The 24,441-nt window shown below is 71.7% G+C and carries 25 protein-coding genes; 5 read left to right on the forward strand and 20 right to left on the reverse strand.

Going from position 1 to position 24,441, the window contains the following annotated elements; translation table 11 throughout:
- Window positions 1-60 precede the first annotated feature (60 nt).
- Complete coding sequence (locus ACYVIH_RS15970; RefSeq protein ID WP_460870470.1) at window positions 61-720, forward strand: alpha/beta fold hydrolase; 660 nt, start codon at window positions 61-63, stop codon at window positions 718-720.
- Between the two features lie 124 nt (window positions 721-844).
- On the opposite strand, the gene ACYVIH_RS15975 is transcribed toward ACYVIH_RS15970, so the two are convergent.
- From ACYVIH_RS15975 to ACYVIH_RS16020, 10 genes are all read right to left on the reverse strand, one after another.
- Window positions 845-1,291: a VOC family protein gene (locus tag ACYVIH_RS15975; RefSeq protein ID WP_460870471.1), complete on the reverse strand. Its 447-nt coding sequence runs from the start codon at window positions 1,289-1,291 to the stop codon at window positions 845-847.
- Window positions 1,292-1,314: 23 nt separating this feature from the next.
- Window positions 1,315-1,767 carry a hypothetical protein gene (locus ACYVIH_RS15980; RefSeq protein ID WP_460870472.1) on the reverse strand — a complete coding sequence of 151 codons (453 nt, stop codon included), beginning with the start codon at window positions 1,765-1,767 and terminating at the stop codon, window positions 1,315-1,317.
- Window positions 1,767-2,510 (reverse strand): 4-hydroxy-tetrahydrodipicolinate reductase, encoded by a 744-nt coding sequence (gene dapB, locus ACYVIH_RS15985; protein ID WP_460870615.1) that lies wholly within the window; start codon window positions 2,508-2,510, stop codon window positions 1,767-1,769. Before dapB ends, ACYVIH_RS15980 begins: the two co-directional genes overlap by 1 nt.
- A gap of 22 nt (window positions 2,511-2,532) precedes the next feature.
- Complete coding sequence (locus ACYVIH_RS15990; RefSeq protein ID WP_460870473.1) at window positions 2,533-3,000, reverse strand: ATP-binding protein; 468 nt, start codon at window positions 2,998-3,000, stop codon at window positions 2,533-2,535.
- A 117-nt stretch (window positions 3,001-3,117) separates the two neighbouring features.
- Window positions 3,118-4,449, reverse strand: coding sequence for a M16 family metallopeptidase (locus tag ACYVIH_RS15995; RefSeq protein WP_460870474.1), 1,332 nt, complete (start codon window positions 4,447-4,449; stop codon window positions 3,118-3,120).
- On the reverse strand, window positions 4,446-6,689 hold the full coding sequence (locus ACYVIH_RS16000) for a polyribonucleotide nucleotidyltransferase (protein WP_460870475.1): 2,244 nt from the start codon (window positions 6,687-6,689) through the stop codon (window positions 4,446-4,448). Before ACYVIH_RS16000 ends, ACYVIH_RS15995 begins: the two co-directional genes overlap by 4 nt.
- 345 nt (window positions 6,690-7,034) lie before the next feature.
- A complete protein-coding gene (rpsO, locus tag ACYVIH_RS16005) occupies window positions 7,035-7,310 on the reverse strand; it encodes a 30S ribosomal protein S15 (protein WP_460870476.1) in 276 nt (91 codons plus the stop codon).
- Between the two features lie 140 nt (window positions 7,311-7,450).
- On the reverse strand, window positions 7,451-8,590 hold the full coding sequence (locus ACYVIH_RS16010) for an HAAS signaling domain-containing protein (protein ID WP_460870477.1): 1,140 nt from the start codon (window positions 8,588-8,590) through the stop codon (window positions 7,451-7,453).
- Entirely contained in the window at window positions 8,587-8,952 is a 366-nt protein-coding gene (locus ACYVIH_RS16015; protein WP_460870478.1) for a PadR family transcriptional regulator, read from the reverse strand. The genes ACYVIH_RS16010 and ACYVIH_RS16015 overlap by 4 nt, the downstream gene beginning before the upstream one ends.
- 142 nt (window positions 8,953-9,094) lie before the next feature.
- On the reverse strand, window positions 9,095-10,780 hold the full coding sequence (locus ACYVIH_RS16020; protein ID WP_460870479.1) for a phosphoenolpyruvate--protein phosphotransferase: 1,686 nt from the start codon (window positions 10,778-10,780) through the stop codon (window positions 9,095-9,097).
- Window positions 10,781-10,928: 148 nt separating this feature from the next.
- On the opposite strand from ACYVIH_RS16020, the gene ACYVIH_RS16025 reads away from it, so the two are divergent.
- A complete protein-coding gene (locus ACYVIH_RS16025) occupies window positions 10,929-11,186 on the forward strand; it encodes an HPr family phosphocarrier protein (RefSeq protein ID WP_460870480.1) in 258 nt (85 codons plus the stop codon).
- A 12-nt stretch (window positions 11,187-11,198) separates the two neighbouring features.
- Here ACYVIH_RS16025 and ACYVIH_RS16030 read toward each other — a convergent pair whose 3' ends face one another.
- From ACYVIH_RS16030 to rimP, 8 genes are all read right to left on the reverse strand, one after another.
- Window positions 11,199-12,194, reverse strand: coding sequence for a hypothetical protein (locus tag ACYVIH_RS16030; RefSeq protein WP_460870481.1), 996 nt, complete (start codon window positions 12,192-12,194; stop codon window positions 11,199-11,201).
- Window positions 12,191-13,144, reverse strand: a complete 954-nt coding sequence (locus ACYVIH_RS16035) for a bifunctional riboflavin kinase/FAD synthetase (protein WP_460870482.1) — start codon at window positions 13,142-13,144, stop codon at window positions 12,191-12,193. The genes ACYVIH_RS16030 and ACYVIH_RS16035 overlap by 4 nt, the downstream gene beginning before the upstream one ends.
- A gap of 69 nt (window positions 13,145-13,213) precedes the next feature.
- On the reverse strand, window positions 13,214-14,095 hold the full coding sequence (gene truB, locus ACYVIH_RS16040; RefSeq protein ID WP_460870483.1) for a tRNA pseudouridine(55) synthase TruB: 882 nt from the start codon (window positions 14,093-14,095) through the stop codon (window positions 13,214-13,216).
- On the reverse strand, window positions 14,092-14,550 hold the full coding sequence (gene rbfA, locus ACYVIH_RS16045) for a 30S ribosome-binding factor RbfA (protein WP_460870484.1): 459 nt from the start codon (window positions 14,548-14,550) through the stop codon (window positions 14,092-14,094). Before rbfA ends, truB begins: the two co-directional genes overlap by 4 nt.
- Window positions 14,551-14,701: 151 nt before the next feature.
- Complete coding sequence (infB, locus tag ACYVIH_RS16050; RefSeq protein WP_460870485.1) at window positions 14,702-17,518, reverse strand: translation initiation factor IF-2; 2,817 nt, start codon at window positions 17,516-17,518, stop codon at window positions 14,702-14,704.
- A gap of 155 nt (window positions 17,519-17,673) precedes the next feature.
- The gene (locus ACYVIH_RS16055) at window positions 17,674-18,093 is read right to left on the reverse strand and encodes a YlxR family protein (RefSeq protein WP_460870486.1); all 420 of its coding nucleotides are present in this window, start codon (window positions 18,091-18,093) and stop codon (window positions 17,674-17,676) included.
- Window positions 18,021-19,025 (reverse strand): transcription termination factor NusA, encoded by a 1,005-nt coding sequence (gene nusA, locus ACYVIH_RS16060; protein WP_460870487.1) that lies wholly within the window; start codon window positions 19,023-19,025, stop codon window positions 18,021-18,023. Before nusA ends, ACYVIH_RS16055 begins: the two co-directional genes overlap by 73 nt.
- 3 nt (window positions 19,026-19,028) lie before the next feature.
- Complete coding sequence (gene rimP / locus ACYVIH_RS16065) at window positions 19,029-19,496, reverse strand: ribosome maturation factor RimP (protein ID WP_460870488.1); 468 nt, start codon at window positions 19,494-19,496, stop codon at window positions 19,029-19,031.
- A 162-nt stretch (window positions 19,497-19,658) separates the two neighbouring features.
- Here rimP and ACYVIH_RS16070 point away from each other — a divergent pair, with 162 nt between their 5' ends.
- Together ACYVIH_RS16070 and ACYVIH_RS16075 are read left to right on the forward strand one after the other, a co-directional pair.
- Window positions 19,659-20,261, forward strand: a complete 603-nt coding sequence (locus ACYVIH_RS16070) for a hypothetical protein (RefSeq protein ID WP_460870489.1) — start codon at window positions 19,659-19,661, stop codon at window positions 20,259-20,261.
- The gene (locus ACYVIH_RS16075) at window positions 20,258-20,683 is read left to right on the forward strand and encodes a ferritin-like domain-containing protein (protein ID WP_460870491.1); all 426 of its coding nucleotides are present in this window, start codon (window positions 20,258-20,260) and stop codon (window positions 20,681-20,683) included. Before ACYVIH_RS16070 ends, ACYVIH_RS16075 begins: the two co-directional genes overlap by 4 nt.
- Before the next feature lie 46 nt (window positions 20,684-20,729).
- Here the strand turns inward: ACYVIH_RS16075 and ACYVIH_RS16080 are convergent, their stop codons facing one another.
- Window positions 20,730-21,455: an HAD family hydrolase gene (locus ACYVIH_RS16080; RefSeq protein WP_460870492.1), complete on the reverse strand. Its 726-nt coding sequence runs from the start codon at window positions 21,453-21,455 to the stop codon at window positions 20,730-20,732.
- Window positions 21,448-23,238, reverse strand: a complete 1,791-nt coding sequence (locus ACYVIH_RS16085; protein WP_460870493.1) for a proline--tRNA ligase — start codon at window positions 23,236-23,238, stop codon at window positions 21,448-21,450. The genes ACYVIH_RS16080 and ACYVIH_RS16085 overlap by 8 nt, the downstream gene beginning before the upstream one ends.
- Window positions 23,239-23,379: 141 nt before the next feature.
- Between ACYVIH_RS16085 and ACYVIH_RS16090 the strand changes: the two genes are divergently transcribed.
- Complete coding sequence (locus ACYVIH_RS16090; RefSeq protein ID WP_460870494.1) at window positions 23,380-24,363, forward strand: ATP-binding protein; 984 nt, start codon at window positions 23,380-23,382, stop codon at window positions 24,361-24,363.
- Window positions 24,364-24,441 lie beyond the last annotated feature (78 nt).

Genomic DNA, 24,441 nt, shown 5'->3' on the forward strand with positions numbered 1-24,441 from the left:
GTTCTCGTGACCGTCAGCGGGCAGGTCTCATGACCGCCACTGGGCAGTTCCTACTGGCCCTTGACATACCGGGTCACCACGTTCGACCCGCGTCCCCAGGATCACGACTGGCAGAGCGTGGTCGGCTGCGTTGATGCATTCATCCGACGGGGAGCCGACTCGGTCGCGCTGGTGGGGTGGTCCCAGGGCGCGGCCGTCGCGCAAGAGGTGGCGCTCCGTGCCGAAGCGCATGTCGGGTGCGCCGCTCTGCTCGCCACCTACGGGCGACAGAACGAGCTGGACAAGGTCCTCCAGGAGGCATGGCAACGACTCGTGCACGGTGGCGACGACCTGGACTGTCTCCGTCTCGCGCTCGGGTTGCTGACGGCGTTCCCACCCGAGCAGCTGGCCGACGACGACTTCGTCCAGCACCTGCGGGCCATCCAGCCCGAGTGGGCCGGGCGTCCCGACCCCGAGGCGAGGGAGCGGGCAGCCACCTTCATCTCGACGTACCAGGACCGGCTGCCTTCTCTCGAGCAGCTGAGCGTGCCCTGCTTGGTCATGGGGTTCGAGCTCGACACGGACACCACTGCAGCGAGAGCCCGCGAGGTGGCACGTGCGGTTTCCACTGCTCGCTACGTCGAGGTTCCTGGCCTGGGGCACGCGGCGCCCATCAGCGATCCGGAGCTGGTCTGGCCGCCTGTCGTCGACTTCCTGAAGGAGCATCACCCGGCCAGCTGAGCCGGGGAAGGGCCGCCGGGGTGCGCCCGTCGAACATGCAGCTAGGGCCCCCAGGGGTACGACGTACGCCTGGCACCAGCCGGCCGAGAGGCCAGCTGCATGTTCGACGGACCCGAGGCAGGCGTCAGGGGATCTCGATCCGGCCCTGCTCGTCGATCGGGAAGCCGGGGTTGAAGGCGATCTCCCAGAGCGTGCCGTCGGGGTCGGCGAAGTAGCCGGAGTACCCGCCCCACTCCGCACGGGTGGGGGGCTTGACGATCGTCCCGCCGACCTCGCGGACCCGCACGAATGCCAGGTCCACCTCGTCCTCCGACGGCAGGTTGATCGCCAGCGTGATCCCGCGGTAGGCGGGCAGGTCGTCGGCGGGAACGGCATCGAGGTGCGCGTCGTCGGCGAGGGCGTCGTACCCGAACAGGCCGATCCAGGACCCGGAGGTCTTGAACCAGACGATCCCGTTGGCCTGGTCGCCGCGCATCTCCCAGCCGAGGTCGCGGTAGAAGCGGATGGAGCGCTCGAGGTCGGCGACCCCGAGGGTCACGATGGCGAGGTTGGCCGGGACGTCGTTGGGCATGTCCGACATTGTGCTCCCCCGGCTCAGGAGCGGCTCCGGCGGGCGTCGTACAGCTCGATGGCGCGACGCACAGCGGACCGGGCCCGGGTGCGGTCGCCTGCGTCCTCGTAGGCCAGGGCCAGGCGGTACCACGCCTGCCAGCTGTCCGGGTCCGCCTCCACCTCGGCCTGGCGGGCGCCGAACGCCGCGTCGGCCGCTGCCCGGTCGACGCGACCCGACGGCCGCCGGGGCAGGTCGTCGGGCGGCAGCCCGCCTTCCTCCTCCAGTACGGCGGCCAGCTCGGCGGAGCGGCGGCCGAACACGATCTCGCGCCAGACCAGGCCCAGCCCCAGCACGGGCAGGAGCAGGACGCCGATCCCGAGCAGCACCGCGACCGGGTTGCCGGTGGAGACGAACGCGACGCCCTTGGCCCCGATCAGCACCGCGTAGAAGACCAGGATCACGACCAGGACGGCGATGACCGCCTTGGTCCGCATCAGTCGAGGCCCATGAACTCTTCGAGGCCGACGGTGAGCCCGGGCGCTCCGGCGATCGACCGGAGGCCGAGCAGCACGCCGGGCATGAACGAGAGCCGGTCCATCGAGTCGTGCCGGATCGTCAGCGTCTCCCCCGGTCCGCCGAAGATCACCTCCTGGTGCGCGACCAGGCCGCGGATCCGCAGGCCGTGCACCCGGATCCCGTCCACGTCGGCACCCCGGGCCCCTTCGAGGGCGGTCGAGGTCGCGTCCGGGATCGGGCCCGAGCCGGCCTTCCGGCGCGCCTCGGCGATCAGGGCGGCGGTGCGACGCGCGGTGCCCGACGGCGCGTCGGCCTTCTCCGGGTGGTGCAGCTCGACGATCTCCACCGACTCGTAGAACGCCGCCGCCTCCGCCGCGAAACGCATCATCAAGATCGCGCCGATCGAGAAGTTCGGCGCGATCAGTACCCCGGTCTCCGGGGACTGCTCCAGCCAGGTGCCGATCTGCGCGAGCCGCCGGTCGTCGAACCCCGTCGTGCCGACGACGGCGTGGATGCCGTGGTCGATGCAGAACTCCAGGTTGTCCATGACCACGTCGGGGTGGGTGAAGTCCACGACCGCCTCGGCCCCCGAGGAGACGAGGTCGTCGACGGAGTCCTCCGCGTCGATCGCCGCGACGAGCTCCAGGTCGTCGGCTGCCTCGACCGCGCGGCACACCTCGGTGCCGACCTTGCCCTGGGCGCCGAGCACGCCCACCTTCATCTTCGACGTCACGCAGCCAAACCTAGTGCCGGCCTCCGGCGTGGGCCGAGGCGGCCCTCGTCCGCGGCAAGTCGTCCTCGGCGTCGGTGGCGTCCCAGGACGTGGCCCGCTGGGAGGGCAGGAAGCCGGTGCGCACCGTGCACCACACCGTCTTGCCGGCGGTCGTGGACACCGTCCCCCACTCGTGGGCGACCTTGTCGACCAGGAGCATCCCGAGCCCGTCCGAGGCCGGCGCCGGGGTGTCGGGCCGGACCTGCTCGGTCACCCGCAGGTGCAGCCGGTAGGCCGAGCACGAGAGCTCGACCGTGATCGGCGGCGCGCCGTAGAGCACGGCGTTGGTGACCAGCTCACTGGCCAGGAGCTGGACCGCGACGGCGGCACGTCCGGCATGGGCGGGGCAGGCGTGTTCCTCGACGAAGTCACGGGCGAGCGCGGGCGACTGCAACGAGGAGGGAAGTGACGCTTCGGCGTCAGCGGTGACGTCGCACATGTGTTTCCCTTTCGGGAAGACCCCAGTGCGCCCAGGCCCGACGCCGCTCGGCGCGCTCGAGTTGCCGGTGTTACCGACCCTCAGTCTATTCCTGTCGGGCGCCGGTGAACATGGCGGCTAGGCCGGACCGACTGTGGCGAGCGTCTCGGGCTGCGCGAACAGCTCCTTGGCCAGCAGCTGGACGTCCTCGGTGGTGACGGCGTTGATCCGGCCGATCACCGCGTCGATGCCGGGAAGCTCGTCGTAGAGCAGCTCGGCCTTGGCGATCCGCGACATGCGGGTCCCCGAGTCCTCCATACTCAGCACGAGACCACCTCGCAGCTGGCCCTTTCCGCGCTCCAGCTCCTCGTCGCCGATCCCGTTGTCGGCGAGGTTGCGCATCTCGCTGCGCACCACGTCGAGCACCTCGGGCACCCGCGCGGGCAGACACCCGACGCCGACGCCGAACATGCCGGTATCGGTGTAGTGCGAGGCGAACGAGTAGACCGAGTAGGCCAGCCCGCGCTGCTCGCGGACCTCCTGGAACAGCCTCGAGGACGTGCCACCACCCAGCACCGCGTTGAGCACGCCGAGCGCGTAACGACGGTCGTCGGTGCGCACCAGCCCGTTCACGCCGAGCACCAGGTTGACCTGCTCGAACGGTCGCTCGAGCGAGATCTCCCCCGACGTCGTACGGCGGGCCCGGTCGGCGCGACGCGGCGGCAGCGGACGCACCTCGGTGTCGTCCAGGAAACCGGCCCGGCCGAACGCCTTCTTCACCTGGCGTACGACGCTCGCGTGGTCGACGTTGCCGGCAGCGGCGACCACGATGTTCTCGGGGCGGTACCGGGTGCGGTAGTAGCGCAGCACCTGGGCGCGGGTCAGCGCCTCGATCGACTCGACGGTGCCCGCGATGGGCCGCCCGAGCGGGGTGCCGCTCCACGCCTTCTCGGCGAACAGGTTGTGCACCACGTCGTCGGGGTCGTCGTCGTGCATGGCGATCTCGTCGAGGATCACCTCACGCTCGGCCTCGATGTCCGCAGGCGTCACCAGCGAGGAGGTGATCATGTCGCCGAGCACGTCGATCGCCAGCGGCAGGTCCTGGTCGAGCACCCGGGCGTGGAAGCAGGTGTACTCCTTCGCGGTGAACGCGTTGAACTCCCCACCCACCGTGTCCAGCGCGATCGAGATGTCCATCGCCGACCGCGAGGGCGTGCCCTTGAACAGCACGTGCTCGAGGAAGTGCGAGGCCCCCGACAGCTTGGGCGTCTCGTCGCGCGACCCGACGCCGATCCACGCACCGACGGTGGCGGACCGGACGCCGGGCATGGTCTCGGTGACCACGCGCAGACCGCCGGGGAGAACGGTCCGGCGGACCTGTGAGACCACAGATCCGCCGGGGTCCTTCTCGGTCAGCAGGGTGCGGGTCGTGCCCGGCTTCTGCTCGGCCGCGGTGAAGGGAACCGTCACTTCTCTCCGTCTTCGTCGGCGTCGGAGCCGTTGTCCTCGGTCTGCGAGGCGCCCTCGGACTCCTCGACCACCGGGGTCAGCGACAGCTTGCCGCGGTCGTCGATCTCGGCGATCTCGACCTGGACCTTCTGGCCGACCGAGACGACGTCCTCGACGTTGTCGACGCGCTTGCCGCCGGCGAGGGCACGCAGCTTGCTGATGTGCAGCAGGCCGTCCTTGCCGGGCAGCAGCGAGACGAACGCACCGAAGTTCGTCGTCTTCACGACCGTGCCGAGGTAACGCTCGCCCACCTCGGGCATCGTCGGGTTGGCGATGCCGTTGATGATCGTGCGCGCGGCCTCGGCCGACTCGCCGTTGGTGGCGCCGATGTAGATCGTGCCGTCGTCCTCGATGCTGATCTGCGCACCGGTGTCGTCCTGGATCTGGTTGATGACCTTGCCCTTGGGGCCGATCACCTCGCCGATCTTGTCGACCGGGACCTTGACGGTGATGATCCGCGGCGCGTGCAGCGACATCTCCTCGGGCTCGGCGATCGCCTCGTTCATCACGTCGAGGATCGCCATCCGGGCGTCACGGGCCTGGGTCAGCGCGCCGGCCAGCACGTCGGCGGGGATGCCGTCGAGCTTGGTGTCGAGCTGGAGTGCGGTGACGAACTCCCGGGTGCCGGCGACCTTGAAGTCCATGTCGCCGAAAGCGTCCTCGGCGCCGAGGATGTCGGTCAGCGCGACGTACTGCGTCTTGCCGTCGACCTCACCGGAGATCAGGCCCATCGCGATGCCCGCGACGGGTGCACGCAGCGGCACACCGGCCTGGAGCAGCGACAGAGTCGAGGCGCAGACCGAGCCCATCGAGGTCGAACCGTTGGACCCGAGGGCCTCGGAGACCTGACGGATCGCGTACGGGAACTCCTCGCGGGTGGGCAGCACCGGCATGAGGGCTCGCCCGGCGAGTGCACCGTGGCCGATCTCGCGGCGCTTCGGGGAGCCGACGCGGCCGGTCTCACCGGTGGAGTACGGCGGGAAGTTGTAGTTGTGCATGTAGCGACGCGTGGTCTCCGGGGAGAGCGTGTCGAGCTTCTGCTCCAGCGTCAGCATGTTCAGCGTGGTGACGCCCAGGATCTGGGTCTCGCCGCGCTCGAACAGCGCCGAGCCGTGCACGCGGGGCACCACGCCGACCTCGGCGGACAGCGGCCGGATGTCGGCCAGGCCACGGCCGTCGATGCGGACCTTGTCGCGGAGCACCCGCTCACGGACCAGCTTCTTGGTCAGCGACCGGAATGCCGCGCCGAGCTCCTTCTCGCGGCCCTCGAAGTCGGCGCCGATCTTCTCGACCACGGCGGCCTTGACCTCGTCCATCTTGGACTCGCGCTCCTGCTTGCCGGCGATGGTCAGCGCCGCGGCGAGGTCGGTCGACACTGCCTTCTCGACGGCGTCGTACACGTCGTCCTCGTAGTCGAGGAAGATCGGGAACTCCTGCACGGGCTTCGCGGCCTGCTTGGCCAGCTCGGCCTGCGCGTCGCAGAGCTGCTTGATGAACGGCTTGGCCGCATCGAGACCGCCGGCGACGACCTCCTCGGTCGGCGCCTGCTTGCCGGAGCGGACCAGGTCCCAGGTGGACTCGGTGGACTCGGCCTCGACCATCATGATCGCCACGTCACCGGTCTCGGTCACCCGGCCGGCGACGACCATGTCGAAGACGGCGTCCTCGAGCTGGCTGTGCTTGGGGAAGGCCACCCACTGGTCGTCGATGAGCGCGACGCGGACGCCGCCGATCGGGCCGGAGAACGGCAGCCCCGAGAGCTGGGTGGAGATCGAGGCGGCGTTGATCGCGAGCACGTCGTACGGCGTGTCGGGCTCGAGCGCCATCACGGTGATGACGACCTGGACCTCGTTGCGCAGGCCCTTCTTGAAGGTCGGGCGCAGCGGGCGGTCGATCAGCCGGCAGGTGAGGATGGCGTCCTCGGAGGGGCGGCCCTCACGACGGAAGAACGAGCCGGGGATCCGGCCCGCGGCGTACATCCGCTCCTCGACGTCGATGGTGAGCGGGAAGAAGTCGAAGTGCTCCTTCGGGTGCTTCCCGGCCGTGGTGGCCGAGAGGAGCATGGTCTCGTCGTCGAGGTAGGCGGTGACCGAGCCGGCCGCCTGGCGGGCCAGCAGCCCGGTCTCGAACTTGACGGTGCGGCTGCCGAACTTGCCGTTGTCGATCACGGTCTCGACGGCGGAGATGGTGGGTTCCTCCACGGGATACCCCTTTCTGTCTTCGCGGAGCGATCACGCGAGGGCGCCCTAGGCCGGCTGAGGCCAGTCTGGCGCGCGGGCTGTGCTGGGCTCAGGGGGCCGGTCTTCGATCGAGGCCCGCGGGCGCCGGCGAGGCCGGTGCTCCCGAGGGCCACTACCGAGGACCGGGCCGGACGTCCGCGCCTCGCTCCTGTGGTGGTGGTTGTTCAGTTGTGGTCGTGCGGTGGAACGTGCCCCGAGCCTAGTCGGGCCATGCCCCGATCATGCAGCAGGAGCGACCTCCCGGCGATGCGTGGTGTCTTCCACACTGGTGCCAGGGGGTCGCTCCTGCTCAGGACTGGTGCGCGATCAACGACGCAGGCCGAGCCGTTCGACGATCGAGCGGTAGCGGTTGATGTCTTCCTTCTGCATGTAGTTCAGAAGGCGACGGCGCTGACCGACCAGGAGCAGCAGACCACGACGGCTGTGGTGGTCGTGCTTGTGCGACTTCAGGTGCTCGGTCAGGTGAGCGATGCGGTGCGTGAGCAGAGCCACCTGCACCTCGGGCGAGCCGGTGTCACCCTCGGAGGTGCCGTACTCGGCGATGATCTTCTTCTTGGTCTCCGCGTCGGTACCCTTGGACACGCGACTTCCCTTCGTTGTCTCGTTGCGCGGCGCGCCGGGGCCTGTTCACCCGGGCACTCTGGATCCGCGGCCGTTCTGACGGCGAGTCGTCCCCCGCATGGCCGACGTCGTGCGCCGGCCGGGGCAACCGCTCAAGACTATCAGCGGCCCTGCGCTTTCTCCGAATCGCGCTCCTGCCCGGCTCCGGGGCCGGAGTCGGGAGCCTCCGGCTCGGCGGCGGGCTCGTCCACCGGCTCCTGCCCCGGCAGGGTGGCAGGAGGTACGACGGCCAGCGGGGCGTTCGGCAGCACCGGCGGGTTGTTCGACACCCACGCGTCAAGCTGGAGCTCACTGCCCTCCCGGAAGGTGCTCTGCGAGCGGCGCGGCAGCGGGAACACGTTGAACAGCTGCTTCTCCCCGTTGAACCACGGGTAGACCACGCTCACCCGCGAGCCGGTGTCGTCGTACTCCTCCCCCGCCCAGCCTGCGACGCTCAGCGGGTTGCCGTCCTGGTCGAACAGCTGCACGCCTTCGAGCGGCCGGCCCTCGACGTCGTAGGGGAAGACGTTGCGCACGAGGTCACCGTCGAGCACGAGCCCCTCGGTGGGCTCGATGTAGTTCTCGACGTACCCCGCCTGGTCCCACACGCCGTCCGACGGGAGCTGCTCGGCCACCAGCGGCAGCATCACGATCGCGAACGCGTTGAGGCCGACCAGCACCACCCTGGTGGCCACCGGACGGTCCGGACCCGAGCCCGGCCAGAGCACGCCTCGCCCGATCTGGACGCTGACGACCACGGCCACCAGCCACAGGATCGACCCGACCAGGGGACCACCGAGCATCGGCACGGCGCCGGCCTGGCCGCCCCAGAAGGCCAGGGCGACCAGCTGCACGGCGACCCAGGCGCGGAGCACCCACCAGACCGGCCGCAGCGAGAGCAGGAAGGCAGCCGCACCCTGCAGCCGGGGACCGCGGGTGAGCTCGCCGAGATCGCGACGCACGTCGTCGAGGGCGGCCGCGATGCGCTCACCCAGGGGCCGGCGCGGTGCGCCGGCGACCTCGGAGCTGCCCCGGTGGTTCTCGAGGCCGGCGGCAGCCCGCAGCTCGTCGGCGTAGGCACGAGGGTCGCCGAGCTCGGCGACCGTGCCACCGTCGGCGACGAGCTCGGCGATGTCGGCCTCCAGCCCACCGACGAGCTCCTCGCGGTCCTCGTCGCTCAGGTCCGCCAGCCGGGCGCGCACTCGCTCGACGAAGTCGGTGATCTCCGGACGGGTCTCGAGTCGGATGGTCGGTTCGTTCATCGGGATGCCCCCTGGGTCTGGTGCTGGTCGTGCTGGGCGTTCTGGTGCTGGTCGAGAAGTCGGGTCACCGCGTCGGAGAACCGTCGCCAGTCCTCGGTCTGCTGCTTGAGCTGGGCCCGGCCCGCGGTGGTGATGCCGTAGTACTTGCGATGCGGGCCCTCGTCGGACGGGACGACGTAGGAGGTCAGCGCGCCGGCGGCGTACAGCCGGCGCAGGGTGCCGTACACCGAGGCGTCGCCGACACCCTCGAGCCCGCCTGCGCGCAGCCGGCGGAGCACGTCGTAGCCGTAGCCGTCCTCGGCGTCGACCACGGCGAGGACGGCGAGGTCGAGCACCCCTTTGAGGAGCTGGGTCGAATCCATGCGGTGCACACTACTACGTGATCCGAAATAGTGCGCACCGCGGCACACCCAGGGCGCGACCGGGTTTCGCCGCCGCCCGGTCGCTCTTCTTCCCCGCGCGAGGCGCCAGGCTGCTGCCGGTCAGCGGCCGGGGGTAGTGGGCTCAGGCCCGTGCTAGCAGCCGGCCGACCCGCTCCCGCGCCTCGGCCGGGTCGCCGGCCTCGAGCGCCGCCCGCGCGGCGCGCTCGCACACCTCCATCGTCACGAGCGCGAGCTGGGAGCCGACCGCGTCCACGGCGGCCACCGCCATCGACAGCGAGGTCGCCCCCATCCCGACCAGGACCGTCGCGAGCAGCGGGTCCGCGGCCGCCTCCCCGCAGACCCCGACCGGCTTGCCGGCCTGCCTGGCCGCCTCCGCGGTCATCGCGACCAGCGTGAGCACCGCCGGCTGCCAGGGGTCCGCCAGCGCTGCCAGCCCGCTCGAGGCGCGGTCGGCGGCCATCGTGTACTGCGTGAGGTCGTTGGTGCCGACCGAGACGAAGTCCACCTCCTGCAGGATCCGGGTCGCCTGGAGTGCCGCGCTCGGCACCTCCACCATCACCCCCGCGCGCAGGCCGTGGGCGCGCACGCGCGCGGCGAAACCGGCCGCCTCAGCGGGGGTGGCCACCATGGGCGCCATCACCCACGGCTCGGTCCCGGTCCGGCGTGCCGCCTCGGCGACCGCCTCCAGCTGCCGCTCGAGCAGGCCGGGGTCGCCGTCGCTGAGGCGGATCCCGCGGACGCCGAGCGCCGGGTTCGGCTCGCCCTCGGGTGCCGCGAACGCGAGCGGCTTGTCCGAGCCGGCGTCGAGGGTGCGGACCACGACAGTGCGGTCCGGCCCGAACGCCGCGAGCACCTGGACGTACACCTCGGCCTGCTCGGCCACGCTCGGCTCCTCGGTCCGGCCGAGGAAGCACAGCTCGGTGCGGAACAGCCCCACGCCCTCGACGGAAGCCGCGGCGGCCGCCGTCGCCGAGGCGGCGTCGGAGACATTGGCCAGGATCCTCACCCGCGTGCCGTCGCTGGTGGCACCCGGCCCGGACCAGGTGCTCGCGGCCCGCGCCTCCCGGACCCGTACGGCGGCCACGCCGGCGTCCGGGGCGACCATCACCTCACCGGTTGAGCCGTCCACGAGCAGCGGCGTGCCGGGCCGGACCTCGGCGAGGCCACTCACCGCCACCACGCACGGGATCCCGAGCTGGCGGGCGATGATCGCGGTGTGGCTGGTCGGGCCGCCCTGCGCCGTGACCAGCGCCACCACCCGGCGCGGATCGAGACCGGCCGCGTCGACCGGGGCCAGGTCGTCGGCGACCAGCACCGAGGGCTGCCCCGGGGTCGGCACACCGGGCTCGGCCGCGCCCACCAGCGCGGCCGTCAGCCGCTGCTCCACGTCGCGCAGGTCGGCGACCCGTTCCGCCGTGGGCCCGCCGATCCGGCTGAACCGCTCGGCGAGCTGCTCGACCGCCCCGTGCAACGCGAGGAGGAGCCGGTCGCCGGCCTCCAGTCGTCTGACCACCTCTGCGCGCAGGCCCTTGTCTCGGGCCAGGCCCGCGGTCGCCGTGAGCACGCCCGCCGCGGGTCCGGTCGTCCGGGCGGCACGACCGGCGAGCCGGTCGGCCACCAGAGCCGCCGCCGCGTCGTACGCCTCCATCGCCGCGTCGACGCTGAGCCGGAGGCCGTCGAACTCCGCGACGGCGCGCTCGGGGACCGTGGCGCCGACGACCACTGCCGGTCCGAAGCCCACTCCCGGCACCGCCGGTGTGCCGCGCAGGAGGGAGCTGTCCGCGGCGCCCCGGACCGGAGTCGGCATGCCTGCACGATATCCCCGAGCGCGACCAGACCGCCGCCGCACCGCCGGGCACTCCGCCGCCTCGCGCACCGCCGACCCGGCGCCGCCCGCCGCTATCCTGTGCTGCGCTCCGCCGGAGCGACCGGCAGGCCCAGTCCCAGGAGAGCCCATGCCCAGCAGGTCCGTGATCGTCGGCTCCGCCGTGGGTCTGCACGCCCGGCCGGCTGCTCTCATTGCCGACGTCGCCGGGAAGCTCGACGCCGAGGTCACCCTGGCCGTCCCGGGCGGCGAACCGGTCGACGCGGGCTCGGCGCTGCTGATCATGACCCTCGGAGCCGGCCAGGGGGACACCGTCGTGGTCTCCAGCGACGACCCCGAGGCGCTGGCGACGGTGGCCGGGCTCGTGGAGCAGGATCTGGACGCCTGAGCGGGTGGGGCCTCAGCGCCCGCGCTTGAGGGCCTGGTAGGCGACCCGGGCGGCGACCGCGCGGTCCAGCTCGCGGGTGATCGTGGTGAAGAACTGCTTGCGGTACACGTCGTCGGTGATCGCCGCGACCGTGAAGTACATCCCCGAGAAGCCGGCGAGGAAGACCGAGACCTGGACCAGCTCGGCGCTGAGGTACCCGACACCCCAGCCGTGCAGGTCCTGGTCGCCGATCCAGCCCTCGACCACGGTGTTCTTCATCGCGACGGTGCCGAACACGATGAAGAACGCCAGCACCGAGGCCGAGAGCAGCAGCACCTGCACGATCTGGGCGACGAGGAGCACCACGACGAGGTTGGCCTTCTGGAAGCCCCGCACGCTCGCGTCCTCGCTGTGGTCCAGCGGCTGCTCCCCCGCCTCGACGAGCCGGACGGCCACCGCCTCCAGGGGTGTGCCCCTCGTCAGCGCGACCAGCCGTTCACCCTGGACCTCGTCGGCGACGGCGTCGAGCTCCTCGGGCAGCCGGGCCAGCAGGAACGCCACGGCCAGGCCGACGAAGAGCATCACCGTCACCCACAGCACACCGCCGTCCAGGGCGGCGCCGACCTCCCACACCTCGGCGTTGATGAAGAGGAACATCACGAACACCAGCAGCAGCGGCAGCGCCCTGGTCACCAGCGGGAAGAGCAGCCCCAGGCTGCGGAAGGTCCGGGCAACCGCCCAACGCGCCATCGCGGTCATCCGCAGCGTCGTGGCGGCGTAGAGCGCGACCACCGAGCCGGCGGTCACCATCGCGGTGCCGACCCCGAGCGAGCCGTCGACCAGCCAGGCAACCAGCACCCCGGCGGCGATCCCGAGCAGCACGGCCGCGCCGAGGACGGTGACGAGCCTGCGTGGCGCCATGCCGCGACGGGCTGCCTCCCGCTCGGAGTCGACGAAGTAGGGCAGCCCGTGGCGGACGAACCACCGCTCCGCGGCCTCGACGGTCGACCCGTCGACGCCCGTGCTCACACAGGCTCCGGCGCGCCGAGGATCTCCCGGGCCTGGCGGACGTCGTCGGCCATGGTCTCGACGAGGTGCTCGACGGAGTCGAACCGGCGCATCCCGCGGAGGCGGGCGACGAAGGAGACCTCCACCGGCACCCCGTAGAGCTCGAGGTCGTCGCGGTCGAGGACGAAGGACTCCACGCGGCGTTCCCGCTCGCCCTCGAAGGTGGGGTTGGTGCCGACGCTGATCGCAGCCGGGAGCGGCGCGTGCTCACCGTCGAGACGACGCAGCCAGCCTGCGTAGACGCCGTCCGCCGGGGCGGCTGCCATCCCGCTGGTCGGCACGTTCGCGGTCGGGTAGCCGAGCTCGCGACCGCGCTGGTCACCGCGGACCACCTCACCGGTGACGGTGAACGGCCGGCCCAGGGCCTCGGCGGCACCGTCGACGTCACCGGCCGCCAGGCAGTTGCGCACGTAGGTGGAGGACCACACCTGCGGCCCACCGTCCAGCGCGATCCCCACGGTGGTGAAGTCGTGCTGCTCCCCCGCCTCCCGCAGCGTCGTCACGTCGCCGGCTGCCTTGCGGCCGAACCGGAAGTTGGCCCCGACGACGACCGCCTTGGCGTGCAGGGCACCGACGATGATGTCCTCGATGAACCGCTCCGGTGGCCAGTCGGCGATGTCCCGGGTGAACGGGACCACCAGCACCTCGTCCACGCCGGCGCGCTCGAGCAGCGCGACGCGGGTCTCGACGGTGGTCAGCGTCGGCGGCGCGTGCTCGGGACGCAGCACCGCGATCGGGTGCGGGTCGAAGGTGACCGCGACGACGTCGGCGATGCCGAGCTCGTCGGCGACCTCGCGGGCCCGTCGCACCACGTGCTGGTGGCCCAGGTGCACCCCGTCGAAGTTGCCGATGGTGACCACGGTGCGGCCGAGGTCGGCGGGCACGGCCTCGAGCGAGCGCCAGATACGCACGTGGTCACTCCTTGTCCTGTCGCAGCGGGTACGCCGAAATGCTGCCACACCAGCGGGCCGGTGCCGGGGTCAGGAGGTGAACACCGCGACGGCCACGGCGTCGGCTCCCCGCTGCTCGTAGAGCGCGAGGAACTCGTCCTGCGGGTCGAACAGCGCGACCGGGCCCTCGCCGCCGAGGTCGAGCGTGAGTCTGCGACCGACCTTCACCGCGGCTGCGGCCGCCTCGTCGACGTCCACCGCGGGGAAGATCCGGCGGGCGACCGCGGCGATCGGGATCAGCGTGAGGTCCTCGGCGAGCTCGTCGAGGGTGTGCGCGTCGGCGAGCGTGAACGGCCCGACCGCCGTACGACGAAGCACGGTGAGGTGTCCGCCCACGCCGAGGGCGGCACCGACGTCGCGGGCCAGGGCACGGATGTAGGTGCCGCTGGAGCAGCGGACCGAAACCGCCACGTCGACCACGTCGCCCTCGCGACTGATCTCGCCCACCTCGATGCCGTGCACGGTGACCGGGCGGGCCGCCAGCTCCACCGCCTCGCCGGCCCGGACCCGGGCGTAGGCGCGCTTGCCGCCGACCTTGATCGCGGACACGCTGGACGGCACCTGCTCGATGTCGCCGACGAACCGCGCGAACGCCTCCCGGACCGCGGTGTCGGTCACGGCCGTGGCCGGGGTGACGTCGACCGTCTCTCCCTCGGCGTCGTCGGTCGTGGTCGCCACACCCAGCCGCACGACTGCGTCATAGGCCTTCTCGGTGAGCATCAGGTGGCCCAGCAGGCGGGTGGCGCGGTTGACGCCCAGCAGGAGCACACCGGTGGCCATCGGGTCGAGCGTGCCGGCATGGCCGACCTTACGGGTGCCCGCGATCCGGCGCATCCGGGCGACCACGTCGTGCGAGGTCATCCCGGATGCCTTGTCGACGACGACCAGGCCGGCCGGCGCGGTGCCGGTCACTCCTCGTCGTCGGCGGGCTCGTCCTCGAGCTCGTCGGCCTCGTGGGGCTTGCGGTACGGGTCCGCCTCACCGGCGTACGTCGCGCCGGCCGCCGCGGCAGCGACCCGGGCGTCGGACTCGCGTGCCTTGGCGAGCAGCTCGTCGAGGTGACGGGCGTTGTCCGGGAGCGCGTCGTGGATGAACTCCAGCGTCGGCACGTGCCGCATGCCGAGCTGCTTGCCGACCTCGGAGCGCAGGATCCCCTTGGCCGACTCCAGCGCCGCGGCGGTGCTGGCCAGGTCGTCTCCCTCGCCGAGGACGGTGTAGAAGATCGTGGCGTTCTGCGTGTCCCCGGTGACCCGGACGTCGGTGACGGTGACGAACCCGAGCCGCGGGTCCTTGATCCGTCGCTCGAGCATCTCGGCGACGATCACCTGGATGCGGTCGGCGACCTTGCGCACGCGGGGCGAGCTCATGCTGGTTTCTCCTGAGTTGGTTCGGCCACCCGCCGGACAGCCGCGGGTGGGTGTTCACCCAGGGGTGTCGGCTGTCTCCCTCTTCCCGTGGCCGGCCGGCCACGGGAAGAGGGAGATGCCCTGCACACCTCGGCGAACCTCCGCGAGGGGATCAGCCCCGCGGGATCTCCTTCATCTCGAAGGACTCGACGATGTCGCCCTGCTTGATGTCGTTGTAGCCACGCAGGACCAGACCGCACTCGAAGCCCTCGCGGACCTCGGACACGTCGTCCTTCTCGCGGCGCAGCGACGCCAGGTCGAGGTTGTCGGCCACCACGTTGCCGTCACGCAGCAGGCGTGCCTTGGCGTTGCGGCGGATGACACCCTTGGTGACCATGCAGCCGGCGATGTTGCCGATCTTGCTGGAGCGGAAGATCTCCCGGATCTCGGCCTGGCCGAGCGAGACCTCTTCGTACTCCGGCTTGAGCATGCCCTTGAGCGCTGCCTCGATCTCCTCGATCGCCTGGTAGATGACCGAGTAGTACCGGATCTCGACGCCTTCCTTGTCGGCCATCTCCGTCGCCTTGCCCTGCGGCCGGACGTTGAAGCCGATGATGATGGCGTCGGAGGCGGCAGCCAGGTCGACGTTGGTCTCGGTGATCGCACCGACACCGCGGTCGATGACCCGGATGCTGACCTCGTCGCCGACGTCGATCTTGGCCAGCGAGTCCTCGAGGGCCTCGACCGAACCGGACACGTCGCCCTTCAGGATCAGGTTGAGCTCCTGGCTCTCGCCCTTCTCCATGGAGGCCATGAAGTCCTCGAGCGTACGACGCACGCGCCGCTTGGCCTGCATGGCCGCCCGCTCGCGGGCCTCGCGCTTCTCGGCGATCTGACGGGCCATCCGGTCGTCCTCGACGACGAGGAAGTTCTGGCCCGCACCCGGCACCGCGGTCAGACCGAGCACCATCGCCGGACGCGACGGGTCGGCCTCCTCGATGTTCTCGCCGTGCTCGTCGAGCATCGCCCGGACCCGGCCGTGAGCTGGACCGGCCACGATCGAGTCGCCGACGCGGAGAGTTCCGCGCTGGACGAGCACCGTCGCGACCGGGCCGCGACCGCGGTCGAGGTGCGCCTCGACGACGAGGCCCTGGGCGTCCTGGTCGGGGTTGGCCCGCAGGTCGAGCGAGGCGTCGGCGGTGAGCACGATCGCCTCGAGCAGACCCTCGAGGTTGAGCTGCGCCTTCGCCGAGACGTCGACGAACATCGTGTCGCCGCCGTACTCCTCGGGGACCAGGCCGTACTCGGTCAGCTGACCGCGCACCTTCTGCGGGTCCGCCTCGGGCAGGTCGACCTTGTTGACCGCGACCACGATCGGCACACCGGCGGCCTTGGCGTGGTTGAGCGCCTCCACCGTCTGCGGCATGACGCCGTCGTTGGCCGCGACCACGAGGACCGCGATGTCGGTGGCCTGGGCACCACGAGCACGCATGGCGGTGAACGCCTCGTGACCCGGGGTGTCGATGAAGGTGATCCGGCGCTCGTCGCCGTCAACCTCGGTCGCCACCTGGTAGGCACCGATGTGCTGGGTGATGCCACCGGCCTCCTTGTCGACGACGTTCGCACTGCGAAGCGCGTCGAGGAGCTTGGTCTTACCGTGGTCGACGTGACCCATCACGGTCACGACCGGCGGACGGATCTGGAGGTCCTCCTCGGAGCCCTCGTCCTCACCGAACTCGAGGTCGAAGGACTCGAGCAGCTCGCGGTCCTCGTCCTCGGGCGAGACCACCTGGACGACGTAGTTGAGCTCCTCACCGAGCAGCTCGAGCGTGGCGTCGTTGACCGACTCGGTCGCGGTGACCATCTCGCCGAGGTGGAACAGCATCTGCACCAGCGACGCGGGATCGACGTTGATCTTCTCCGCGAAGTCGGTCAGCGAGGCACCGCGGGCAAGACGGATCGTCTCACCGTTGCCCTTGCGGACGCGCACGCCGCCGATCGTCGGCGCCTGCATGTTGTCGAACTCTTGACGACGCTGACGCTTCGACTTGCGGCCGCGGCGCGACGGGCCGCCGGGACGACCGAAGGCACCCTGGGTCTGACCGCGCTGGCCGGGACGCCCACCACCGGGACGACCGGCACCACCGGGGCCGAAACCACCGGGACGCGCCGGAGCACCGGCACCGGCTCCCGCACCGCCACGACCGGGAGCACCGCCGGGCCCACGGCCCGGACCACCCGGGCCACCACGGCCCGGACCGGGGCGGCCACCGGGGCCGCCGCCGAAGGCCGCAGGGGACTTCGGCATCATCGCCGGGTTCGGCCGAGGCATGCCCGGACGCCCGGGAGCGCCGCCCTCACGGCCGGCCGGGGGACGCGGGGGGCGGTTGTCGCCGGCCTGGTCGCCGCGCGGGGGCGCGGCGGGTCGACGGCCCATCCCCTGGGTCGAGGAGAACGGGTTGTTGCCCGGACGCGGCGCACCCGGACGGGCGCCACCGGGCCGTGGTGCCGCGGGGCGCGGCGTGGACGGCGCCTCGGCCCGTGCGGCCGGAGCCTGCGGCTGGGCAGGCGGCTGCTCAGCTGCGGGCGGAGCCTGCGGGGCCGGCTCGGCGGCCTTCTTCGGACCCGGCTTGGGGCCGGGTCGAGGGGCGGTCGGCTGCTCCACCGACGGCGACGCCGCAGCCGGGGCGGCCTCCTCGGCCGGCGGGCGCGCCTCAGCCGGGGCGGGAGCCTCGGTCTCGGCGGCCGGCTCCTTGGCAGGAGCGGCCTTCTTCGCCGGGGCCTTGGCAGGCGCCTTCTTCGCGGTTGCCTTCTCCGAGGCAGCCTTCAGCTCGTCACCGAACTTGTCGGTGAAACGCTTGACGACAGGGGGCTCGACCGTCGACGACGCCGACTTGACGAACTCTCCCATCTCTCCGAGCTTGGCCAGAACGACCTTGCTCTCGACTCCGAACTCCTTGGCGAGCTCGTGGACTCGGACCTTAGCCACGCTTCTCCTTCTGGTCCGAGCCCTGGTGGCCGGACCGTTAGCTGGTGTGCATGCTCATCGCGAAGTACTCATCGAGTGCTCATGAGCTGCTGCTCCATCTTCTGTCGGTACACACGGGGCGCGAACCCCGCGGGCTCCCCGGCGGGGAACCACGGTCAGTTGTCGTGCGCGAGCTGCAGGTGGTCCCGGACCGGGGCCTCGTCGAGCCCTCCCCGGACCCTGAGGGCCCGAGCGAACGCCCGGCGGCGAGTGGCGAGCTCGAGACACTCGAGCGTGGGATGGATGTAGGCACCCCGGCCCGGTGCTCGGGCTCCAGGATCCGGCACGACGAGCTGGTCGCCGACCGAACCGCTGGCGACCACGCGCAACAGCTCTTGCTTGGGAGCCCGGACCCGGCATCCGACGCAGGTGCGCACAGGACTGTGCGCGCATGAGTCAGCGCCGCGTTCACGAACCACCGTCGGTGAGTCTACCGGCTCCGTGGGTGCAAACAGAATCGGGTTCAGCTGTGTTCCCCGGTGCCGGCGGCGGGCTGCTCCCCGGCGGCCTCGTCGGACCGGATGTCGATACGCCACCCGGTCAGCCGAGCGGCGAGCCGGGCGTTCTGCCCCTCCTTGCCGATCGCGAGCGACAGCTGGAAGTCGGGTACGACGACCCTCGCGGACCGTGCCTCCCGGTCGACGATCTGCACGCTGGACACCCGGGCCGGCGACAGCGCGTGCGCGACGAGCTCGGCCGGGTCGTCGGACCAGTCGACGATGTCGATCTTCTCGCCGTGCAGCTCGTGCATCACGTTGCGCACCCGCTGCCCCATCGGACCGATGCAGGCGCCCTTGGCGTTCACCCCGGGCACCGTGGAGCGGACCGCGATCTTGGTGCGGTGACCCGCTTCACGTGCCAGGGCGCAGATCTCGACCGTGCCGTCGGCGATCTCGGGCACCTCGAGGGCGAAGAGCTTCTTGACCAGGTTGGGGTGCGAGCGGGAGAGGGTGACCTGGGGTCCGCGCATGCCCTTGCGGACGCTGACCACCAGGGCCTTGATGCGGGTGCCGTGCTCGTAGCTCTCCCCCGGCACCCGCTCCGCCAGCGGCAGGTGCGCCTCCAGCTTGCCGAGGTCGACGAGCACGTCCTGCGGGTCGCGGCCCTGCTGGATCACCCCGGAGATCACGTCGCCCTCGCGGCCGGAGAACTCACCGAACTTCGCGTCGTCCTCCGCGTCGCGCAGGCGCTGCAGGATGATCTGCTTCGCGGTCGTCGCGGCGATGCGACCGAAGCCGGCCGGCGTGTCGTCGTACTCCCCGACGAGGTTGCCCTCCTCGTCGGTCTCGGCCGCGTAGACCGTGACGTGCCCGCTCTTGCGGTCGAGCTCCACCCGCGCCTTGGGCTGGGCCCCGGGCGTCTTGTGGTACGCGATGAGCAGAGCCTGCTCGATGGCGTCCACCAGGATGTCGAAGGAGATCTCCTTCTCGCGCTCGAGCGAGCGCAGCACCATCATGTCGATGTCCATGGCTCAGCTCTCTTTCCGGTTGAACTCGATCTGGATGCGGGCCTTGGCCACGTCCTCGAACCGCACCACTCGTTCCGCGCCGTCGACGTCGAGGGTCGCGGACTCCCCGTCGCTGCTTCGGATCCGACCGCTCAGGGTCGACCCGTCGGTGGTGGTGACCTTGACCAGTCGGGACTGGTTCCGGCGCCAGTGTCGGGGCAGGGTCAGCGGCCGGTCGGTGCCGGGCGAGGTGACCTCGAGCGTGTAGGGCTGCTCTCCCATCACGTCGGACTCGTCGAGCAGCCGCGAGACCTCCTTGGTGGCGTCGGCGATGTCGTCCATCGTCACGCCGCCGTCCTTGTCCACCGCGACTCTCAGCAGGCGACGGCGGCCCGCGGGCGTGAGCTCGACTGCCTCGACGTCGAGGCCGTTGGCGGCGAGAGGCTCGGTGAGCACCTCTGCAAGTCGGTCCCGGGTCTGATCGGTGCTCACGGGCATCCTCCTCGCTGTGCTGTTGTCGTTCGGCCGACGCGGCGACCCCGTCGGGGGTGCGTTCCTCGTCTGTCCTGCAAACCCTAGCGGACCCGGCGCCCGGTACCGCCCCCGAGCGGTCACCGCGGAGCGGGCGGCGAGGCGGCGATAGAGTCGGCTCCCGTGCCGACCCCGTCCCGCGCCCTCCTCGGCGCCCGAGCCAGCCGCCGTACGGCGCTCGCCGGACTCGCCGCCGGCGTGGCCGGTGCGCTGACCGGGTGCACACCGCGGGGAGTCCGGCTGGACGAGGACCCCGACCCCGTCGAGCCGGAGGTCGACCCAGACGTCGCGATCGCGACCGAGGCGCTCGCCGCGCAGCAGTCGATGATCGCCCTCGTCACCGCGACCCGGGCACGGCACCGCCGGCTCGCGCCGCGGCTGGCTCCGCTGCTGGCCACCCACCAGGCTCACGCCGATCTGCTCGCCGACGCGGTCCCGGACCCGTCCGCGACGCCTTCCGCGACGAGCTCCGCCACCACCGGCCCCGGCCCTGCGGGGGCGGAGCCGACGGCCGCCGGCACCACTGCTCCGGGACCGGTCCGGGTGCCGCGTGACCCCGCACAGGCGGTGCGCGCCCTGGCGCAGGCGGAGCAGGAGCTGGTCGTGGCGACCAAGCAGCACGCCTTCAAGGCACAGAGCGGGGCGTTCGCCCGCGTGCTCGGCAGCATGGCGGCGGCCGCCGCGCAGCACGCCGCGGTGCTCGCGCCCGCCGCGGAGGCGTCGTGACCCCGGTCGAGGCGCTGCAGAGCGCGCTCGCCGCCGAGCACGCGGCGATCTACGTCCACGGCGTGGTCGGAGCCCGGGTCTCGGCTTCGGAGCAGCCCGAGCTCTGGCAACGGATCCGTGACGCCTACACCGTCCACCGGGGGCGGCGCGACCGGCTGCAGTCGCTGCTGCGTGCGGCCGGAGCGACTCCGGTGCCCTCCGAGGTGGCCTACGAGCTGCCCACGCCGGCGGGGACTCCCGAGGAGCTGCGGAGCGCAGCGCTGGAGATCGAGCAGCGGTGTGCGGCTGTGTACGCCGACACCGTGGGCAGCACGTCGCGCGCGGCGCGGCAGTGGGCGCTCGACGCGCTCGAGGACGCCGCCGTGCGGATGCTCGGCTTCGGGGGGCGGCCGGAGCCGTTCCCCGGCGTCGGCGAGCTGTGAGCCGACACCTCCGGTCCGGCGCGACCAGGGCGGCCAGAGAGACGCTCTAGCGCCAGGCCGACACGATGCCGTGCACGTCAGCGAGCCGCGGCGCGACCGCATCGGGGTCGCCGGTGGTGTGCCCCACCTGGTCGACGGGGATCGTGCTGTGCGGCACGAGGATCGTGCGCATCCCGGCGTTGGCGGCACCCCAGATGTCCTCGAACGGCCGGTCGCCCACGAACACGCACGCGGCGGGGTCCGCGACGCCGACCGCATCCATCGCTGCCCGGAACGCCTCGGGCGCAGGCTTGGTCCACGGGATCTCGCTGCTGTAGACCGCCCCGTGGATGAGGTCGAGGACGCCGTCGCGGGCGAAGTAGGCCTCGTGCCACGCGCGGGGCCACAGCGTGTTGGAGAGCACGCCCACCCGCAGCCCGTCGTCGTGCAGCCGGCGCAGGAGGTCGGGCACGTCGGGGTCGGTGAACGTGTGCGGTTCGAGGAACTCGCGGTACGCCGTGAGGAGGTCCTCGTCGTGGGTGAGCCCGGCATGGGAGAACACGTCGGCCAGCGTGGCGCTGACGTGCTCGTCCCGCGACCGCGCCCACAGCGCGTCGGCCGCCGCGCGGAGCGCCTGGGCCGCCGAGTCGTCCGCGTCGACGGCGGCCCGGGCCAGTGCGGCCGCCTCCGCGTCGAAGTCGATGTCGTGCCACGGCGTGAGCGTGCCGCCCCAGTCGAAGATGACCGCCTCGACGGGACGGCCCTCCCCCGGGTCCGCGGGCCGGTCAGCCACGCACGACTCCGACGACGTGCTCGACGACATCGCCGACCGGAACCTCCTCGCGGGCGCCGGTCGCCCGGTCCTTCACCTCGATCACGCCGTCGGCGTAGCCCTTGCCCACGACGACGATCGTGGGCACACCGATCAGCTCGGCGTCCTTGAACTTCACCCCGGGCGAGACCTTCGGACGGTCGTCGAAGAGGACGGTGAGTCCCTGGCCCTGCAGGTCGGCGGCGAGCTGCTCGGCGGCGTCGAAGACGGCCTGGTCCTTGCCGGTCGCGACGAGGTGCACGTCGGCGGGGGCGACCTCGCGGGGCCAGACCAGGCCGAGCTCGTCGTGGGTGTTCTCCGCGATCGCGGCGACCGCCCGGGAGACGCCGATGCCGTAGGAGCCCATCGTCACCGTGACCAGCTTGCCGTTCTCGTCGAGCACCTTGAGGTCGAGCGCCTCGGCGTACTTCCGCCCGAGCTGGAAGATGTGACCCATCTCGATGCCGCGCGCTGACTCCAGCGTGCCGTCCCGGCCCTCTGCCGAGCACCGGGGGCAGGCGTCGCCGTCGCGGACCTCCGCCGCCTCGATCGTGCCGTCGGGGGTGAAGTCGCGACCGACGACGAGGTCGATGACGTGCTGACCGTCGACGTTGGCGCCGGTCACCCACCGGCTGCCCTCGACCACCCGCGGGTCGACGACGTAGCGGATCTTCGACTCGTTCTGCTCACCGAGCATTGCGGGACCGATGTAGCCCTTGACCAGGCTGGGGTGCGCGGCGAAGTCGGCCTCACCGAAGGGCTCCACCTCGATCGGCTCGAGCTGGCCCTCGAGGCGCTTGGCGTCGACCTCGCGGTCCCCGGGGATGCCGATCGCCAGCGGCTCACGGGTGCCGTCGGGGTGCTTCAGGACGACGAGCACGTTCTTCAGGGTGTCGCCGGCCTCCCACGGGCGGTCCTCGCGCGGGAAGGCCTGGTTGAGGTGGTCGACCAGCGTGTCGATGGTCGGGGTGTCGGGGGTGTTCTCGGCATGCGCGGCGGGCACACCGTCGTACGCCAGCGGCGCGGGGGCGGGCACCTCGACCGCTTCGACGTTGGCGGCGTAGTCGCAGCTGGTGCAGCGGACGTAGGTGTCCTCGCCGACCTCGGCCTTCGCGAGGAACTCCTCGGACTTCGAGCCGCCCATGGCACCCGAGGTGGCCTTGACGATGACGTACTCGAAGCCCAACCGGTCGAAGGTCTTGACGTAGGCCTCGCGGTGCGCGGCGTAGGAGCGCTCGAGGCCCTCGTCGCTGGTGTCGAAGGAGTAGGAGTCCTTCATCACGAACTCGCGCCCGCGCAGCAGGCCGGCGCGGGGCCGCGCCTCGTCGCGGTACTTGGTCTGGATCTGGTACAGCCAGACCGGGAGGTCCTTGTAGGAGGAGTACAGGTCTTTCACGACGAGCGTGAACAGCTCCTCGTGAGTGGGGCCGAGCAGGTAGTCGGCGTCCTTGCGGTCCTTGAGCCGGAAGATGCCCTCGCCGTACTCCGTCCACCGGTTGGTCGCCTCGTAGGGCTCACGCGGGAGCAGCGCCGGGAACTGCAGCTCCTGGGCGCCGATCGCGTCCATCTCCTCCCGGACGATGGCCTCGATGTTGCGCAGGACGCGCAGACCCAGCGGCAGCCAGCTGTAGATGCCGGGCGCGGCACGGCGGATGTAGCCCGCCCGGACCAGGAGCCGGTGGCTGGGCACCTCGGCGTCCGCCGGGTCCTCCCGGAGGGTGCGCACGAACAGGCTCGACATCCGCATGAGTCGGGGTGAGGTCATGCGCGCAAGGCTACCGACGGCAGCGCGACGGCCGCACATCGATTCCCGGTCTAGTCCGCGTCCTGGAAATGCCCCGAACGGGCCAGAGGGCTTTGACATGATCGAGGGGTGGCCGGGGATCGGATGGAGCACGGGCAACGCATGCTGCGCGTGCGCCTGGCCGCCGAGCCAGCCAGCGTTCCGAGTGCTCGCCGCTTCGTCACCGACGGACTGCGAGCCTGGGGCCGCGACAACATCGTCGACGACGCTGCCCTCTGCGTGAGCGAGCTGGCCGGCAACGCCGCCCTCCACGACAGCTGCACCTACATCGAGGTGTGCGTCGTCGACCTGCCGCAGGCGGTGCGGGTGTACGTCGAGGACGACGGGAGCACACCGGCCGGGGCTCTGCGTCCGCGCACCCAGGCACCCGACCGCGAGGCCACCCCGGACCCCGTCGCCGAGCTGGATGCCCTGCTCCACGCTCCGTCGACCGGCCGCGGGCTCGCGATCGTCTCCGTGCTGGCCAGCGACTGGGGTGTCGAGACCCTCGACCACGGCAAGCGGGTCTGGGCGGACCTGCCGCTCACCGGTGAGGCGTCCGACGTCGCGGAGGAACCCCACGTCGAGCCGGCGCGGCCGGGTGCCGAGGTCACACGGGCCGGCGACGACCTGCCCGACGGGTGGGGCGTGGCGCGCCTGACCGGCTGCCCGGTCGATCTCGCGGTGCGCCACAACGAGCATCTCGACGAGCTGGTCCGCGAGCTGACCCTCATGAGCAAGGACGAGGACCGGACCGGTTCGGCGCAGCTGGTGCGCCGGCTGGAGGCGATCCTGCAGGCACCGGCGCAGGCGCGTCGCGCATTCCGGCGTCAGACCGAGGCCGCACTGGCCCGCGGTGACGGGCTGGTCGACCTGGAGGTCGCGATGCCGCGGGACTTCGCCGGCCAGGCCGAGCTGCTCAACGAGGCGATCGACGAGGCCGACCGCCTCTGTGACGAGGAGCGGCTGCTCACCCTCACCTCACCGCAGATCCTGCGAGCCTTCCGGGCATGGATGACCGAGGAGATCGTCGAGCAGGTCGACCACGGGCGGTCGCCGACCACGTGGTCTGCCTGGCGCGCCGGACGGCGCAGCACGCGCCGCTGACCCCGGCTTGTTGCGCGGTCGACGCGCACCGCAGCAACGCAACCCGGGGACGACGTCATGCGTCAGGGTAGGCAGACC

This window comes from Nocardioides pakistanensis, from assembly GCF_054781215.1.